General features: G+C 66.7%; 12 protein-coding genes and 1 pseudogene. 4 read left to right on the top strand and 9 right to left on the bottom strand.

Annotated elements, in window-relative coordinates:
- Positions 1 to 29: 29 nt before the first annotated feature.
- From OP497_RS06895 to OP497_RS06875, 5 genes and pseudogenes are all read right to left on the bottom strand, one after another.
- Positions 30 to 1,445 carry a sigma-54 dependent transcriptional regulator gene (locus OP497_RS06895; RefSeq protein WP_280547424.1) on the bottom strand — a complete coding sequence of 472 codons (1,416 nt, stop codon included), beginning with the start codon at positions 1,443 to 1,445 and terminating at the stop codon, positions 30 to 32.
- Positions 1,446 to 1,854: 409 nt separating this feature from the next.
- Positions 1,855 to 2,004, bottom strand: a pseudogene (locus OP497_RS06890) (redoxin family protein); the annotation flags it as partial.
- Between the two features lie 51 nt (positions 2,005 to 2,055).
- Positions 2,056 to 2,742, bottom strand: coding sequence for an SDR family oxidoreductase (locus OP497_RS06885; RefSeq protein ID WP_280547423.1), 687 nt, complete (start codon positions 2,740 to 2,742; stop codon positions 2,056 to 2,058).
- A 128-nt stretch (positions 2,743 to 2,870) separates the two neighbouring features.
- Complete coding sequence (locus tag OP497_RS06880) at positions 2,871 to 4,220, bottom strand: MFS transporter (protein WP_280547421.1); 1,350 nt, start codon at positions 4,218 to 4,220, stop codon at positions 2,871 to 2,873.
- Positions 4,221 to 4,514: 294 nt separating this feature from the next.
- The gene (locus OP497_RS06875; protein ID WP_280547420.1) at positions 4,515 to 5,249 is read right to left on the bottom strand and encodes a murein L,D-transpeptidase catalytic domain family protein; all 735 of its coding nucleotides are present in this window, start codon (positions 5,247 to 5,249) and stop codon (positions 4,515 to 4,517) included.
- Between the two features lie 163 nt (positions 5,250 to 5,412).
- Here OP497_RS06875 and OP497_RS06870 point away from each other — a divergent pair, with 163 nt between their 5' ends.
- Complete coding sequence (locus tag OP497_RS06870; protein ID WP_280547419.1) at positions 5,413 to 7,026, top strand: L,D-transpeptidase family protein; 1,614 nt, start codon at positions 5,413 to 5,415, stop codon at positions 7,024 to 7,026.
- 40 nt (positions 7,027 to 7,066) lie between these two features.
- Here OP497_RS06870 and OP497_RS06865 read toward each other — a convergent pair whose 3' ends face one another.
- From OP497_RS06865 to OP497_RS06855, 3 genes are all read right to left on the bottom strand, one after another.
- The gene (locus OP497_RS06865; RefSeq protein WP_280547418.1) at positions 7,067 to 8,920 is read right to left on the bottom strand and encodes an ABC transporter ATP-binding protein; all 1,854 of its coding nucleotides are present in this window, start codon (positions 8,918 to 8,920) and stop codon (positions 7,067 to 7,069) included.
- 156 nt (positions 8,921 to 9,076) lie between these two features.
- Positions 9,077 to 10,807 carry a peptidoglycan DD-metalloendopeptidase family protein gene (locus OP497_RS06860; RefSeq protein ID WP_280547417.1) on the bottom strand — a complete coding sequence of 577 codons (1,731 nt, stop codon included), beginning with the start codon at positions 10,805 to 10,807 and terminating at the stop codon, positions 9,077 to 9,079.
- Positions 10,808 to 11,045: 238 nt separating this feature from the next.
- Positions 11,046 to 11,891, bottom strand: a complete 846-nt coding sequence (locus tag OP497_RS06855; protein ID WP_280547415.1) for a pirin family protein — start codon at positions 11,889 to 11,891, stop codon at positions 11,046 to 11,048.
- 98 nt (positions 11,892 to 11,989) lie between these two features.
- On the opposite strand from OP497_RS06855, the gene OP497_RS06850 reads away from it, so the two are divergent.
- Both OP497_RS06850 and OP497_RS06845 read left to right on the top strand, forming a co-directional pair.
- A complete protein-coding gene (locus OP497_RS06850) occupies positions 11,990 to 12,904 on the top strand; it encodes a LysR family transcriptional regulator (RefSeq protein WP_280547414.1) in 915 nt (304 codons plus the stop codon).
- A 99-nt stretch (positions 12,905 to 13,003) separates the two neighbouring features.
- Positions 13,004 to 14,008 (top strand): glutathione S-transferase family protein, encoded by a 1,005-nt coding sequence (locus OP497_RS06845; protein ID WP_280547413.1) that lies wholly within the window; start codon positions 13,004 to 13,006, stop codon positions 14,006 to 14,008.
- Positions 14,009 to 14,273: 265 nt separating this feature from the next.
- On the opposite strand, the gene OP497_RS06840 is transcribed toward OP497_RS06845, so the two are convergent.
- On the bottom strand, positions 14,274 to 14,729 hold the full coding sequence (locus tag OP497_RS06840) for a YaiI/YqxD family protein (protein WP_280547412.1): 456 nt from the start codon (positions 14,727 to 14,729) through the stop codon (positions 14,274 to 14,276).
- Positions 14,730 to 15,154: 425 nt separating this feature from the next.
- Here OP497_RS06840 and OP497_RS06835 point away from each other — a divergent pair, with 425 nt between their 5' ends.
- Complete coding sequence (locus tag OP497_RS06835) at positions 15,155 to 16,870, top strand: DEAD/DEAH box helicase (protein WP_280547410.1); 1,716 nt, start codon at positions 15,155 to 15,157, stop codon at positions 16,868 to 16,870.
- The last annotated feature ends 110 nt before the right edge of the window (positions 16,871 to 16,980 follow it).

The following is a 16,980-nucleotide window of genomic DNA, read 5'->3' as shown; positions in this document are numbered from 1 at the left end:
GGTCAGCGGGCGCCTGTGACCTTCCTCCATCATGTTGAGGTTAGTTGAACGAATCTGGATGTCGATGGATCGTGCGTTTCTCCATCATCCGAGCCACCGTTCTTGTCGATACAGTGCTTCTCGAGAAGCCGATACAGGGTGACCCTTGAGATGCCCAGCTCTCGCGCCGCATGCAGCACCTTGTGCTTGTTGCGTGCGAGGGCGGCCCTGATGGCGTCGGACTCTGCCATGTCGCGTACCTGCTGAAGGGTATCGGTATCCCGGGAAAGGCGATGGCGCCTTTCCAGCCCCATGTCGGAGGGCGTGATGAGCCGGTGTTCGCACATGACCATGGAACGCCTGACCCGGTTGACCAGTTCGCGTATGTTCCCCGGCCAGGGGTGCTGCCGAATGACCACCGTGCAGTCGCGGCTGAACCCACGTACCCGAGATGGCTTTTCCGCAGAGAACTTCTGGAAGAAGAAGCGGGCGAGGGGCTCGATGTCCTCCGGGTGCTCTCTTAGCGCCGGCGTCCTGACTTGAAGCACATTGAGCCGGTGATAGAGGTCCTCGCGGAACTCTCCCTTGTCTACCGCCTTCTCGAGGTTGACGTGGGTGGCGGCCAGGACTCTGACATCGACGGGAATCTCCTGGAGTCCACCGACCCGGAAGACCTTGAGGTTTTCCAGGAAGCGAAGCAGGTTGACCTGCATGTCCAGGGGCAGGTCTCCGATCTCGTCGAGAAAAAGCGTTCCTCCCTGTGAGCTCTCTATGATGCCGATCTTGCGTTGGTTCGCACCGGTGAAGGCTCCCTTCTCATGGCCGAAGAGCTCGGATTGGATGAGGCCGGAAGGTAGAGCCCCGCAATTGACGACATTGAAGGGGCCATGGCGTCGGGATGAATGGGCATGGATGGCATGGGCCGTGAGTTCCTTCCCCGTACCGGACTCCCCGGTAATCAGTACGGGAGCCTCGGCGGCGGCCACCTTGTGGATGGTTCGGTAGAGTTGCTGCATGACCGGGCTCTCACCGACCATGTGATAGTCGTCATCCGGACAGGAAAGCGTCGGGATAGGGGGAGCTTCATGAAGGCTCGCCATGCCCAGTGCGCTGTCCAGCAGTATATCGAGTCGTCTCGCATCGATGGGATGGGCTTGATAGGCATAGCAGGCGTTATAGATCAGGTCGCGAGCTTTGTCGTGCGGCAATACATCATGTTCGAGGATCGCCACCCACTGGATCTGCGACAAGCCGGGCCTGGTGTTGACTTCCAGGGGAAGCGAGGATGCCGACGGGTCGATGGCGGTCAATCCGACCCTGCAGACTTCCCTGTTCAATAACTCCATCGCTTCCTGTGCATTATCGGCATGGTGGATCGACCAGCCATAACTTGAAAGCTGCTGTAGCGTATCCTGAAGAGAGGTTGTATTCCCTACTGTCATGAATTGCCTGGATGGTTCCATCATCACGTTCCCTCATGGTTGCTGGCAACCATTGCTGATGGTGATCAGGCCCTGCGAAAGGCGAGTCCTGCCCACGGGTCTTGGCCCGGGGGTCATGATTCTGTGGTGTCATTCACAGGCAGCAGTCATGTTCCTGGCCGGAAGATGAACTGAGCCCTGTCCCACGACCACTGGATGATCGTGGTTGTGGAGTCGACGCGGTAAGTGTTGGTCGATCCCGGATGATTGTAAAGTCATGTTACAGGCTCTGTGGGTGACCCATGCAGAGTATGAGTCTTCTCAGCTTTCCCGAGAAAATACAAGGATAACAATCGGTTGTATCTATGTTGTGGTGGGTCAGGGGGAAATGTGGCCAACAGGCGCATCAAGAAAATGGTACTCGAGCCACAGGGCCTGGCTGCTATAGCGGGCAGGAACCGCCGGGCGTGAAGGCGCCGGGCACGGCGAACAGCACCACGCGCCGGTCGGCGAAGAATTCGCCGGTGGAGAGGTCCTGTGGCCCATCGGGGCCAGGGGTCTTGAGGGTGATATCCGGAATCCTGTCGCCGATCGAGAGTGTCAGGGGAAAGGTCTTTGGTTGGGTGTCATGCTGTTGCGTGTGCAGAGGCGTAGATCATCCCAGCGGAGGCGTGGGGCGAATCAGGATCTCGTTGACATCCACGTGTTCCGGCTGCCCCAGGGCATAGGTCACCGCGTTGGCGATGTCTCGGTCTTCCAGGGCGTTCTCCGGGGGGTCGTCGAAGAAGGGGGTATTGACCATGCCGGGCTCGATCAGGGTCACCCGGATGCCGCTGCCACGTAACTCCTCGCGCAGGTTGTAGCCGATCCCGCTCACCGCCCACTTGGTAGCGCCGTACATGGAGCCGGGAATGGTGGTGCGGCCGGCGGCCGACCCGGTCAGCAGCACATGGCCACGGCTGCGACGCAGTGCCGGCAGGGTGGCCTGCAGGGTCAGCCCGACCCCGTAGATGTTGGTCAGGATCATCTCGCGCCAGGCCTCGTGGTCGGCGCCACTGAAGCCTCCCGGCGGGCCGCCGCGCCCCGCGTTGGCGAACACGGCATCGATGCGACCGAAGCGTTCCATGGCCTGCTCGACCATGGCCTGCTGCTCCTCCATGGCGGTGACGTTACAGCCGATGGCGAGTACGTTCTCCGGGCCCAGTTCCTCGGCCAGGGCCGTCAGCTTCTCCCGGGAGCGGGCGGCCAGCACCAGCTTGTAGCTTTCCCGCGAGGCGGCCCGGGCCGTGGCGGCGCCGATCCCGCTCGATGCCCCGGTGATCAATAATACACGATGCTGCATCGTCCTCTCCTCTGCCAGTGACCCGTCGGTTTCTAGCATGGCCCAGTCCGAGACATGGCTGCAATCCCGGCGCTCAACGCAACACCACCGCCCGGTGAGGCGGTGGTGTGGGGCAGGCACGGCGGTGATCAGCGCAGCGACAGGGCGCCACCTCCCTCGTCGCTCGCCGCGTCGCGGTAGGCGGCGGCTTCCTCGTCCTCGACCTCCGGCGAGAAGCGCACCATCAGGGTACAGAGGGCGGCGATCATCACGGCGATGCCCAGGTAGAAGAGCCCCTGCTGATAGCTGAGCGCCTCGGAGCGGAACAGGAAGCCGGCGGCCACCGCCCCGGCGTTGCCGCCGGCACCGACGATCCCGGCCACCGCGCCCAGTGCACGCTTGTTGATGAAGGGCACCACGCCGAAGGTGGCACCCTCGGCCATCTGCACGAAGAGGCTGAACACCAGCATGATGCCGATGGCGAGTGCCAGCACGTGCATCTGCGAGAAGAACATCAGGGCGATGCCCTCGCAGAGCATGGCGATGAACAGCCAGCGCACACGCCCCTTCAAGCCGGCCTGGCGGGCGAAGAGGTCGGAGAAGACGCCGCCCAAGGTGCGGGCAAAGAGGTTCATCAGCCCGAACAACCCGGCGATCATGCCGGCTGTGGCCAGCGTCAGCTCGAAGTTGTCGAAGAAGTAGATAGCGGCGATGTTGTTGATGGTCAGCTCCACCCCGAAGCAGGCGGCATAGACCACGAACAGTGCCCAGACACGGATGTCACCGGCGGCAGCCTTGAAGCTTGCCCCCATGCCATGCTCGCCGCTGGCCGGCGGAAGCTCGCCGCGTGCGCGCAGCTCATCGAAGTTGCCGTCCGGGGCGTCATGGGTGAAGAGGTAGTAGGCGATGCCGGTGAGGAACAGCACCACGCCCGGCACCACCATGGCCAGACGCCACCCGAAGGCCTCGTTGACGCCCAGCATCAGCAGGCCGGAGAAGATCAGCGGCATCAGGATCTGGGTGGTGCCGCCACCGAGGTTGCCCCAGCCGGCCGAGGTGGCGTTGGCGGTGCCCACCACGTTGGGCGCGAACATCATCGAGGTGTGGTACTGGGTGATCACGAAGGAGGCGCCGATGGCTCCGATGGCCAGGCGGGCCAGGAAGAAGGTCTCGAAGCTCGAGGCTAGGCCGATGCTCATCACCGGCAGGGAACCGAGACAGAGCAGCCAGGTATAGGCGCGGCGCGGACCGATGCGATCGCAGAGCACGCCGATCAGCAACCGCACGACTACGGTGATGGCGACCGAGGCGATGATGGTGTTGCCGATCTGGGTCTTGGTCAGGCCGAGGTCGTCGCGTACCACCGCCATGAGCGGGGCGATGCCGAACCAGCCGAAGAAGCAGATGTGAAAGGCGAACCACGAGAAGTGGAAGGCACGCATCTGGGGCGTCTTGAAGGTGAACAGGCGAATCCTGTTGGCCTTGTTGCGGATCTCCATGGGAGTACCTCGTCGAGTGATGGTCGAACACACGATCCTGGGCCTTCGCCGTTGAAGGTCGGGTCCGACGCACTCGTACTCCCGGGGAGCCTGGTCTACGCCTGCCTTGCTGTTCAGTGCTAAAGCAAGGCGGCGGCCAATTCATGAAAAGCCTTTTTTTATCAAATACTTGTTAATAAAATGGAGGGTGTTGAAGCCTCGAGCGATGCCCCGAGGGCGGTGCAGTAGGGTGCAGCAGAGGCCCGTATGCCCTGCCATGGTGCCGCCCGCGGTGGCGCCATGGCAGGGCGCGGGTCAGTTCAGGGCCAGTTGCCCCTCATCCCGGTTGCAGCGGAAGAAGTCCGAGCTCGCCAGCCACTCCGGATCGGGATAGTAGGTGAACAGGTACTGATCCTCCTTGATGCTGTCGATCAACGGTGCGGCGACCGCCTGGCGAACCGCCGGGCAGCCATAGCTGCGGCCGAGGCGGCCGGTCTGCTCGATGAAGGCCTCGCTGACATAGTCGGCGCCATGAATGACGATGGCGCGCTGGTAGGCCAGGTCGTTGACCCCGGGCTCGAGTCCCTCCAGGCGCAGCGAGTAGCCGTTGCTGCCCTGATAGCTGTTCATGGTGCGGAACAGGCCGATGCTGGACTGGTGGCTTTCCGGGATGTTGGAGAAGGTCTCGGCCATGGCGTTGCCGGAGCCCTGGCCGTGGGAGACCAGTTCCTCGAACAACAACTGGCGGCGCTGCAGGTCGAAGACCCAGAGGCGCGGCTCGGTGGAGGGCAGCGAGAAGTCGATCACCGCCAGGCGTTCGGCGTCCGGGTCGGCACAGGAGAGTGCGCGGGTCGCCAGGCGCAGGACCCGAGGGTCGGCGTCGGGCGCCAGCCGGGTCAGGGTCTGGTCGAGAGGACGCGGGGGCAGCGTATCGGGCGAGTAGGCCTGGGCCAGGAAATCGTCGCCGGCCAGGGCGGCCGGCGTGCCCAGCAGCAGCGCGCTGCACAGGGCGGTGCCGGGAAGACATCGATTCGGGAAGGGGATCGGCATTCGGGAAACCTGTGGTGTGTCATGCTGGGCTGTCGTCGGCCATTTCCGACGGCGGGGCGATGACGTAGAGGGGCCGGCTTCCCTGCGGTTCCATGTCGGGCACTATTATGACCAAGGGAAACACGATGACCAGACCTCATTCTCAACGCAGGAGCCAGGACCCATGCCCTCAGCCAAAGGATTGACGCCACTGCTTCTCGTGGTGGGGATGATGCTCTCGATGAGTGCCTGGGCCCTCGCCGAGGAGGGCGAGGCCACCGTGGCCGGGGCCCTCGCCGAGCGGCTAGCCGAGGAGGAGGGCGGCCTGCGGGACTTCTACGCTGCCCGGGAGGGGCAGCCCGCCTGGCAGGAGGCCGAGACCGTCACCGCCTTTGCCGCGGCCCTGCGCAGCCTGGAGGCCGATGGTTTGAACCCGCAGGACTACCGGCCGGATGCGCTGGTGGCGGGACACCGCCAGGTGCGCGCCGAGGAAACGACGCCGGCCGGCCGGGCACGCTTCGACCTGCAGGCCAGCCGTGTCCTGTTGACGGCGCTGCGTCATCTTCAGCGCGGCAAGGTGGATCCCCACCGCATCGATCCGGACTGGGAGGTGCCCATCGACGCGCCACCCCTGAATCTGGCGGCGGTGTCGCGGGCGGTGGATGCCCAGCGCTTCGAACAGGCCTTCGCCCTGGCACGCCCCTCGGCGACCCCCTATGAGCGCCTGCGCGCGGGCCTGGCCCGCTACCGCCATATCGAGCGCCAGGGCGGCTGGCCGAGGCTGCCGCAACGACAGCAGTCGCTGCGCCCGGGCGATCTCCATGAGGATGTGCCGCTGCTGCGCGAGCGCCTGGCGATCATCGGTGAGCTGGAGGTGATGGTGGCCGACCTCTTTGCCGGGGCCGAGTCGGACGCCGCGGAACTAAGCCGCTACGATGACGCCCTGGTGGCGGCCGTGCGACGCTTCCAGCGCCGCCACCTGCTCGAGGCGGACGGCATCGTCGGTCCCCGGACCCGGGAGGCCCTGAATGTGCCGGTGGGCGCGCGCATCGCCCAGATCCGGGTCAACCTGGAGCGCGCCCGCTGGCTGCTCCATGGGCTGCCGGACTCCTTCGTGCTGGTGGACATCGCCGGCTACCGGATCAGCTACTTCCGCCCCGATGGCCGGGTGTGGCGCTCGCGCATCGTGGTGGGGCGGCCCTACCGCCGCACCCCCTCGCTGCGCTCGGCGATCACCCACCTGACCGTCAACCCCACCTGGACGGTGCCGCCGACCATCCTGCGCGAGGACGTGCTGCCCAAGGTGCGCCGCGACCTCGGCTACCTGTGGCGGGAGGACCTCATGGTGCTGGGGCCCTCCGGCCAGCCTCTCGATCCGCGCGAGATCGACTGGTCGCGGCCCGGCAATATCATGCTTCGCCAGCGACCCGGCCCGCACAATGCCCTGGGACGCGTCGTGCTGCGTTTCCCCAATGCTCACCTCGTCTACCTGCACGACACCCCCGCCCAGGGGCTTTTCGCCAGCGAGCAGCGTGCCTTCAGCTCCGGCTGCATCCGCGTGCAGGGCGTGCTCGAACTGGCCCAGCACCTCTTCGATGACACCGGCACCTCCGCCCATATGGCCTCGCTGGTCGCCCAGGGCGCGACCCGCAACATCCATCTCGAGCGTCCCGTGCCGGTGATCCTGCATTACTGGACGGTGCACCCGGGGGAGGAGGGCGAGCTGGTCTTCCGGCCGGACATCTACCAGCGCGACGCCACCCTGCTGACGGCCCTGGACCGCCCGCTGGTCGGGTAGCGGGGAGCCGCTGCCGCGATTGGGTGGCGCCGTGGCTGGCTCAGCGGTAGCCCCTGGCCTGCAGGCGGAACAGCCGTGCATAGCGGCCATTGGCGGCCATCAGGCTCTGATGGTCGCCCTGTTCGAGGATCTCGCCGCCGTCGATGACGAGGATCCAGTCGGCGGCACGCACCGTCGAGAAGCGGTGTGAGATCAGGATGGTCATGCGGTCGCGGCTGTGCTCGCGGAAGTCGGCATAGATGGCCGCCTCGGCCGCGGCATCCATGGCCGCCGTGGGCTCGTCGAGCACCAGGATATCGGCGTCCTCGCGCATGTAGGCCCGCGACAGGGCGATCTTCTGCCACTGGCCGCCGGAGAGCTCCTGGCCGCCCTTGAACCAGCGCCCGAGCTGGGTGTGGTAGCCGCCGGGCATGTCGGCGATGAACTCATCGGCCAGGCCGCGCCTGGCGGCCTCCCGCCAGCGGGTCTCGTCGGTGAAGGCGGCGACGTCCCCGGCCCCGAGGTTCTCGCCCACCTTCATCTGGTAGCGCACGAAGTCCTGGAAGATCACCCCGATGCGCCGGCGCAGCGCCTGGACCTCCCAGTCGCGCAGGTCACTGCCGTCGAGAAGGATGCGCCCCTCGGTGGGCTCGTAGAGGCGGGTCAGCAGCTTGATCAGGGTGGTCTTGCCCGAGCCGTTGGCGCCCACCAGGGCCAGGCTCCCGCCCGGGCGCAGGTGCAACGAGATGCTCGAGAGGGCCGGCGACTCGGCGCCGGGGTAGGTGAAGCCCACGCCCTCGAAGCGGATGCCGTCGCCGGGACGCGCCCCGGTAGTCAGGGCGCCGCGCTCGGCGGGCACCGGCTGCTCCAGGTACTCGTAGAGGTTCGAGAGGTAGAGGTTGTCCTCGTACATGCCGCCGATCGCCGTGAGGCTCGCCGAAAGCGCCGCCTGACCCTGCTTGAAGACCATCAGGTACATGGTCATCTCGCCCAGCGTCAGGCTGCCGGTGACGGTCTCCGCCACCACCCAGGCGTAGGCGGCGTAGAAGGCCAGGGTGCCCAGCAACCCGAGCAGGAAGCCCCAGGTCTCGCGGCGCAGCGTCAGGCGACGGTCCTCGTCGTAGAGGGTCTCGAAGATGGTCCGGTAGCGCTCCAGCAGCAGCGGCTCCAGGCCGAACAGCTTGACCTCCTTGATGCTGTCCTCGCGGGCCAGCACCGTCTCCAGGTACATCTGCATGCGGGTCTGCGGCGAGCGCCAGCGGAATAGCCGGAAGGCATCGCCGGAGAACTTGGCCTCCGAGACGAATACCGGCAGGGCGCCGATCACCAGTACCAGCAACGCCCAGGGCGAGAACTGCACCAGCAGCACACCGAAGCTGGCCAGCGAGATGGCGTTCTGGGCCAGGCCGAAGGTCTTGTTGACCAGGCCCAGCGGCCGAACCGAGGCCTCGCGACGGGCCCGGGTCAGCTTGTCATAGAACTCGGAGTCCTCGAACTGCTCGAGGGAGAGGGTGCCGGCCTTCTCGAGGATCATGACGTTGACCTTCTGGCCGAGCAGGGCGCGCAGCAGCGACTGCTGGGCCGAGAGGCCGCGCTGGGCCAGGGCGATGGTGGCGATCACGCCTGCCTCGGCCAGCACGTAGCGCAGCACTCCCCACCAGTCGACCTCCCCGGTCTCGGCATGATGGGCCATGGCCGCCACCACCGAATCGACGATCAGCTGGCCGATCCAGGCCGCCACCGCGGGCAGGACCCCGGCGACCAGGGTGCAGAGCGCGAGCCCCAGGGTCAGCGCGCGGGAGGTCTGCCAGACCAGCGCCAGGGCACGGTGGCTGTAGCGAAAGACGCCGAGGAAGCTGGTCAGGCGGCGCTCGGCCAGCGGGGCCGGCCGGGGTTGGGCATGGGGTGAGGACACGCCGAGGGTCTCCGATCCTTGGGGGGGGCTAGTGTATCCCGAGTGGCTGCTCAAGGAGTAACGGGCCACGGCCGAGCCGGCTGCCCCAGAACGACCGCGCCCCGCTCGAGGGCGGGGCGCGGAGAGACAGTGGCGGCGATGCAGTGATAGGGAGGTTCAGCCCTCGTCGTCGCCCGCGGCGCCGGCGCTGGCGACCACGGTGCCGGTCTCGCCGCTCTGCAGGGCGGCCAGCGCGGGCGCTGCCTGGCGCTGGAAGGCCACAAGTTGCTCGCCCTGGAGGCTCTGGTTCTCGGGCAGGGCCACCTTCATGGCATTCACCTGGCGGTTGTTGACCAGGACCTCGTAGTGCAGGTGAGGGCCGGTGCTGCGCCCGGAGTTGCCGGACAGCGCAATGCGCTCGCCCATGGTGACGCGCTGGCCATTGCTGACCAGGGGCTTGGAGAGGTGCAGGTAGCGGGTCTTGTAGCCATTGTCGTGGCGGATCACCACGTAGCGTCCTGCCGCCGGATGGTGGCCGACCTTCTCCACGCGGCCGTTGGCGGGTGCCTGGACGGCGGAGCCGATGGGCATGGCGAAGTCGGTGCCCTTGTGGGGGCTGATGCGGCCGGTGACCGGGTGCTTGCGGCGCGGGTTGAAGTTCGAGCTCAGCCGGTAGCGACCGTCAAAGGGGTAGCGGTCGAAGGCCGGGTCGAGGCTCTTGCCATCCGGGGTATAGAAGCGGTTGTCATCGCGGTTGCGCACGAGGGTAAGGTTCATGCGCTCGCCGGCGTACTCCACCGCCAGCACCCGCGGGTCGAGGCTCTCGCCGTCGATGAGATCGGACTCCACCAGCACCTGAAAACGATCGCCGCGACGAGTATCGCGGCGGAAGTCGAGTTTCTTTTCCAGGACCCGGGAGAGTTGCGAGACCTCGGCGCTGGTCAGACCGGTGGCCTTGGCCGAGCGTGCGAAGCTGCCGCTGATGCTGCCGGCGAAGAGGCGCTGGGTCGCCTCGCCGGCGCGTTCGATGGTGGCGACCTCGAACCCCTGCTCCTGGCGCTCGACCAGGTAGCCGTCCCGGGCGTTCTTCATCAGGCGCAGGGAGAGCAGGCGGCCCTTTTCGTCGAGCTGGTACTCCAGGCGGTTGCCCTGCCGCCAGTGGGTCAGGAGCCGAGGCTCGGGCAGGCGCTCCAGCAGGTTCATTACCTCGCTATAGCCCATGCCGAGGTGGTCCTGCGCCATGATCGCGAAGGTGTCGCCCGCCTGGACCTCATAGGTGTGCCACTCCGGCACGTAGGGCTCGTTGGTGGCGATCTCCTCCTCCAGCTGGATTGGCCCCTCGTCGAACAGTGCCAGCTCGTCCTCGGAGACCTCCTCGTAGGAGGTGGCATCAGCCACTAGCCCGCCGTCATGATCGAGCATGCCGCCGGCGATGGTCCCGATGACCACGGCCATGTGCAGGACGCCATCATCGAGGCTGGCGCCGCCGTCCGCCAGCAGCCCGGTGTCGCCGCGAGATCTTTCCTCGCGCGAGGCCGCTGGCAGGGCGAGGGTCTCGGGAATCCCGGGCTCGTTGCTGCGGGACTTGGCCGAGGTGACGAAATCGATATCGACGATTTCCGAGGCGGTGAGCACGGAGAGCGGGACATGGTTGCGGGTGGCGTCGAGGGTCTGGGTCGCCATCTCGATGGCGTCGGCCACCGGCGTTCGCTCCGTGCGCAGCGAAGGCAGGCCGGGGCGGGCATCGGCATCGAGGGGGACGAGAACGGTGTCGAGCGTCTGGCTGTCACGCTGGACATCTTCGAAGGAGGTAACGATTTTCTGTGCGCCCAGCACGGTGACCATGGTGGCAACGGGTAACAGCAACAGCTTGTGGGTGCGGGGCAGCGAATGGAGGATTCGCATCATGAGTAACGGGCCGTGACAGATGAAAAGGAAATAAAATAAGTGGCATCAGAACCATACCCCATGACGTATGGGATGCCTAGTCTGTACGGACATACAGGAAGGGCCGTCGCCCGCCCTCCTTGCGGCGAGGAGGGCGTCGGCGCAGAAGCGCGAACACTGTTTGTTAAGCCAACATTGGACACGCCGGGCCGGGGAATTTCAACCCCGGTCCGGGTGGATGTCGTTCAGTGGATGCCGTTCAACCGGTGAGGGTGCCATCGCGGTAGTCCCTCAGCGCCTGCTCCAGCTCGGCGTGCGCGTTCATCACGAAGGGGCCGTAGTGGGCAATCGGTTCGCCATGGGGCTCGCCGGCCAGCAGCAGGGCCTCGGCGCCCTCGCGGCTGGTCAGCGCGAGCCGCTCGCCGCTGCCCAGCCGCGCGAGCCGGCCTTGGGGCACCGCGGTGCCGGCGATCTCGAGGCTACCCTTGAAGACGTATACCAGCAGTGTGCTGGCCTCGGTCGCCAGCGCCAGCTCGCCGCCGGCCGCCAGCCGGGCATGGGCCACCGCGCCCTGGCCGGCCAGGGCCTCCAGGGGGCCCGTGACGCTCTCGCCGGCGGTGTCCTGCCAGCACCCTCCCAGGGCGACCAGACTGGTCTCCTGGCCGCTCAGCGTGGGCATCTCTGTGCCGCGCACGTCGCGGTAGGTGGCCGGGCTCAGCTTGTCCCGTGCCGCCAGGTTCAGCCACAGCTGGAAGGCGTGGAGGCCCTGCTGGTCGGTCAGCGGCATCTCCGAGTGGATGATGCCGCGCCCGGTATGCATCCACTGGGCATCGCCGGCCCGGATGGTGCTCGAGTGGCCCAGGTGGTCCTCGTGGGTCAGGCCGCCGTGGATCACGTAGGTCAGGGTCTGGATGCCGCGGTGGGGGTGGGGCGGGAAGCCGCCGATGTAGTCATCCGGCTGGTCGGAGCCCAGCTCGTCGAGCATCAGGAAGGGGTCGAGCCCTCCGCCGAAGTCATGGATGCGCTGGATCCTGACGCCGTCGCCGTCCTGGCTCGGCTGGCTGTTCACCAGCTGGTCGACCTGCCGGATGGTCGGGGTGGCCATGGGGTGTCTCCGATTCTGTATGGTTTGACTGGCATTTTAGGTCGGATTTTTCGAAGATTAAGCGCAACGTTTCGCTCTATAGATTCGAGGAATTCGAAATGTCCCGTGTCACCCTGGCCCAATGGCAGATGCTGGCGGCTGTGGTCGACCATGGCGGCTTCGCCCGTGCCGCCGAGGCGATTCACAAGAGCCCCTCGACCCTGAACCACGCCGTGCACAAGCTCGAGGAGCAGCTCGGGGTGGCGGTGATGGAGCCGGTGGGCCGGCAAGTGCGTCTCACCGAGGCCGGCGAGCTGCTGCTGCGCCGCGCTCGCCAGCTGCTCGAGAATGCCGCTTCGCTGGAAGATGTGGCGGGTCGCCTGGCCGAGGGACTCGAGGCGGAGGTGGTGCTGGCCGTCGACCAGATCTTCCCCCCCGATGCCCTGGCCCGGGCCCTGGAGGCTTTCTCGGCGGCCTATCCCCATGTGCGCGTCCAGCTCCACGAGACGGTGCTCAACGGCGGCATCGAAATGCTCTATGACGGCAGTGCCGACCTGGTGGCCTCGGGCATCTCGGCCCAGGGCTTCCTGGGCGAGCCGCTGGTCAGGGTGCACTTCCTCGCCGTGGCCCATCCCGAGCATCCGTTGCATCGCCTGGGTCGCCCGCTCGACCTGCGCGACCTTGAGCAGCACCGCCAGCTGGTAGTGCGCGACTCCGCGCTGCGCCAGTCCATGGATGCCGGCTGGCTCAAGGCAGAGCAGCGCTGGACGGTGAGCCACCTGCAGACCTCCATCGACATGCTCGAGCGGGGCCTGGGCTTTGCCTGGATTCCCGAGACCCGCCTGCGCCAGGCACTGGCCGAGGGGCGACTCGAGCGGCTGCCGTTGGCCGCCGGTGGCAGCCGCGAGTATCCGGTGCAGCTGATCCACCGCGATCGGGATCGGGCCGGGCCGGCGACCCATGCCCTCGCCGAGGCCCTGAAGGCCGCAGTGGCGGACTGCTCGCCGGGAGAGCCATTCGAAACTATCGAATGATGGGGCGCAAAACCTGCGCTTGAGCGTTGATGGATTCGCCTTATGCTGGGGGCAATTTCGTAATCGAGCACTCGCTCATCGGCATGAAGGAGATGACCCATGGGGCTTCTGATCGACGGCACCTGGCACGACCAGTGGTATGACACCGATAAACACGGCGGCGAGTTCGTACGCGAATCCGCCAAGCTGCGCGATTGGGTCACCGCGGACGGTCAACCAGGTCCCGACGGCCAGCCGGGGCTGCCCGCCGAGGCGGGCCGCTACCATCTCTATGTGTCGCTGGCCTGTCCCTGGGCGCATCGCGTGCTGATCATGCGCCGGCTCAAGGGGCTTGAGTCGGCCATCGGGGTCTCCCACGTCAGCCCGCTGATGCTCGACCAGGGCTGGACCTATCGCCAGGACGAGGGTTCGAGCGGTGACCCGCTCAACGGCGTGGCCTACCACCGCGAGCTCTACACCCTGACCGACCCCCACTACACGGGGCGTGTCACCGTACCGGCGCTCTGGGACAGGCAATCGGGGCGCATCGTCAACAACGAGTCCGCGGACCTGCTGAGGATGCTGAACGGCGCCTTCGACGGGCTGACCGGCAACCGCCTGGACCTCTACCCTGAGGACCTGCGTGAGACCATCGATGCCGTCAACGCCGATGTCTACGACCACATCAACAACGGCGTCTACAAGTCTGGCTTCGCCACCGAGCAGTCGGTCTACGAGAAGCATGTGGTGGCGCTGTTCGAGGCGCTCGATCGCCTGGAGGCGCGCCTGGCGGAGAACCGCTACCTGGCCGGCGAGTGGTTGACCGAGGCCGACATCCGGCTGTTCACCACCCTGATCCGCTTCGATGCCGTCTATCACGGCCACTTCAAGTGCAACCTGAGGCGCATCGAGGACTACCCGAATCTCGCCAACTACGTCCGCGAGCTCTACCAGTGGCCGGGCATCGCGGAGACGGTGGACTTCGACCACATCAAGCGCCACTACTATGTCAGCCACGACACCATCAACCCGACCGGCATCGTGCCCTACGGCCCGCTGCTCGGCCTCGATCGGCCCCATGACCGCGAGCGGCTGCCCGGCAAGGGGATCCGCGAGAAAGGGTAAGCTTTAAAGCGCCGAGCGCCAAGGGTCAAAGGCCAAGGGCCAAGGGCCAAGGGCCAAGGGCCAAGAGCGGGCCTCAGCACGTACCAATCGCTTTGCGAGCAAAGCTCCTACGACAACCTGTCCAGTGGCTCCGCACCCTTCGGGGGCAAAGCTTTTCCGGTGGCTCCGCATCCTTTGGGGGCAAAGCTTTTCCGGTGGCTCCGCACCCTGTAGGAGCGCTGCTTGCAGCGCGATCCGTCGCGCAGCGGCGGCTTCAGCGGCGGCTTCAGCGGCGGGGCTTCCTGGCCAGCCAGCGATCCAGCGCATTGGCGAACTCGCGGCGGTCGCTGTCGGAGTAGCCGCCGGGGCCGCCGGTATGCTGGCCGCTGGCGCGCAGTGTTTCCATGAAATCCCTCATCTGGACCCGGGCGCGGATGTTGTTGGCATCCATCGTCTCGCCGCGGGTGGTCATCACCCCGGCACCGCGCTCGATGGCCTCCAGGGCCAGCGGCAGGTCCGAGGTGATCAGCAGGTCGCCCCGATCGAGGCGCGCGACGATCTCGTTGTCGGCGGCATCGAAGCCCTGGCTCACCGCCAGGCCCTTGACCCACCGCGAGGGCGGCAGCGGCACGGCGTGGTTGGCTACGAACCAGGTCGGCGTGGCGGTACGTTCGGCGGCGCGCACGATGATCTCGCGCGCCACCCTGGGGCAGGCATCGGCATCGACCCACAGATTCGGCATGCAGCACTCCCGGCGGGATAGGGGCCTCGAAAAAAGGCTGGTCAGTGGCAGTCGACGATGGTAGCATGCGCGCTCCTCGCATGTGTTGACCCCACCATCATGACGACGCCACGCTGCCTCAGGCAGGTGGGCGCCGAAACGCCGGGCTCAGTGACGCAAGAACTGGCCCACACGCGTTCGAATTGTGTAGATGGAGCGCCACCAAGATCACGCCACCCGGGCGAGATCGGCGCAAACGGTCGCCACAGCGGTTCATGGGCCATCCCCGATGGCGTGGACCGAATGCCAGGTGCGACCGGCGTCCCCGACTCCGATTTGCTCATCCGACGCTCCGTTGGACGGAACGTAGATGCCTGAGCGTGTTGCACGCGTCAGGGACGCCACTGAATTTCTGCCGGCCCCGTCGGCCTACCAAGGTGTGATTAATGACCTCGACTTCTGTCGCCTCGCCGAGCTTCGGCGATCTGGCCCTGCTGCCTGACGTTCTCTCTGCCGTGAAATCCCAGGGCTACGAGACCCCGTCGCCGATCCAGGCGCAGACCATCCCTGCGCTGCTGGAAGGACGTGACATGCTGGGCCAGGCCCAGACCGGCACCGGCAAGACCGCTGCCTTCGCCCTGCCGCTGCTGTCCCGCCTCGAGCTGACCCGCCGCGAGCCCCAGGTGCTGGTGCTGGCGCCGACCCGCGAGCTGGCCCAGCAGGTGGCCGTGTCCTTCAGCAAGTACGGCCAGAACCTCAAGGGTCTTGAGGTCGCCACCCTGTGCGGCGGTCAGGAGTATCGCGAGCAGCTCTCCGCGCTGCGGCGTGGCGCCCAGGTGGTAGTGGGCACCCCGGGCCGGGTCATCGATCACCTGGATCGCGGCAGCCTCAAGCTCGACGGCCTCTCCGCCCTGGTGCTCGACGAGGCCGACGAGATGCTGCGCATGGGCTTCATCGACGACGTCAAGCGCGTGGTGGCCGACACCCCGAAGGACGCCCAGCGGGTGTTCTTCTCCGCCACCCTGCCGGCCGAGATCGAGCGCATCGTCAATCGCTACCTGGTCGATCCGGTCAAGGTGGCCATCGCGTCCAAGGTCGGGACCGCCGCCAGCATCGAACAGCGCATGGTGCGGGTCGACGGTGGGGCCAAGCAGGAGGCACTGGCGCGCATCCTCGAGGTCGAGCCGGTCGACGGGGCCATCGTCTTCGTGCGTACCCGGGCCGCCTGCACCACCCTGATGGAGCAGCTCTCCGCCCGCGGCATGAACGTCGCCAGCCTCTCCGGTGATCTGGACCAGAGCCTGCGCGAGCGCACCATCACGCGCCTCAAGCGTGGCAAGATCGACATACTGATCGCCACCGACGTGGCCGCCCGCGGCCTGGACGTGTCGCGCCTGACCCACATCATCAACTACGACCTGCCCCAGGACGGTGAAGCCTACACCCACCGCATCGGCCGTACCGGCCGTGCCGGACGCACCGGCATCGCCATCACCTTCGTCGGCTTCCGCGAGGGCCGCAAGGTGGGCTGGCTCGAGCAGGCCACCGGCCAGAAGATGAGCGAAATGGCGGTGCCCGACGAGGCCGCCATCCGCGCCCACCGCGACGAGATGTTCCACCAGCGCGTGGTCGCCGCCCTGACCGCCGGTGCCGACGAGCAGCGCGCCCTGGTCGAGCGGATGGTCGAGGAGGGGCACGACCCCATCGAGCTGGCCTGTGCCTTCGCGCGCATGGCGCGTGCCGACGAGCCCCCCATCGGTCGTGTGCAGGCGCCGCGTGCCGAGCGCAACAATGATCGCAACTCGCGTGACGGCAACCCGAAGCGTCGCGGTGATCGTGAAGACCGGGCGCCGCGGGAAGGCATGACCCGCTATCGCGTTGCCGTGGGCCACCAGGATGGCGTCAAGCCCGGCCAGCTGGTCGGCGCCCTGGCCAACGAGGGCGGCATCGAGGGCAGCCGCATCGGCCGCATCGACATCCGCACCGCCTTCTCGGTGGTCGAGTTGCCGAGTTCGCTGCCGGAAAGCATCCTGACCAAGATGGCCCGGGCCCGCGTCGCCGGTCGTCCGCTGGAGATCAGCGAGGACAAGGGCGCGCCGGAGCGCGCCCCGCGTCGTCGCCAGGACGGTGACGCGCCGATTCGCCGTCGCACCAGCGCCTGATCCCGGCTGGGCCTGAGTCCGGCCCCGGAACGCAAACGGCCCCCGCACCGCAAGGTGTGGGGGTCTTTTTCATGGATCATCCCACAATGCATTGTGGATCATCGCATTGT

It is taken from the genome of Halomonas sp. 11-S5 (assembly GCF_029889825.1).
Lineage (GTDB): Bacteria > Pseudomonadota > Gammaproteobacteria > Pseudomonadales > Halomonadaceae > Halomonas.
This window is presented reverse-complemented; position numbering and strand designations above follow the sequence as displayed.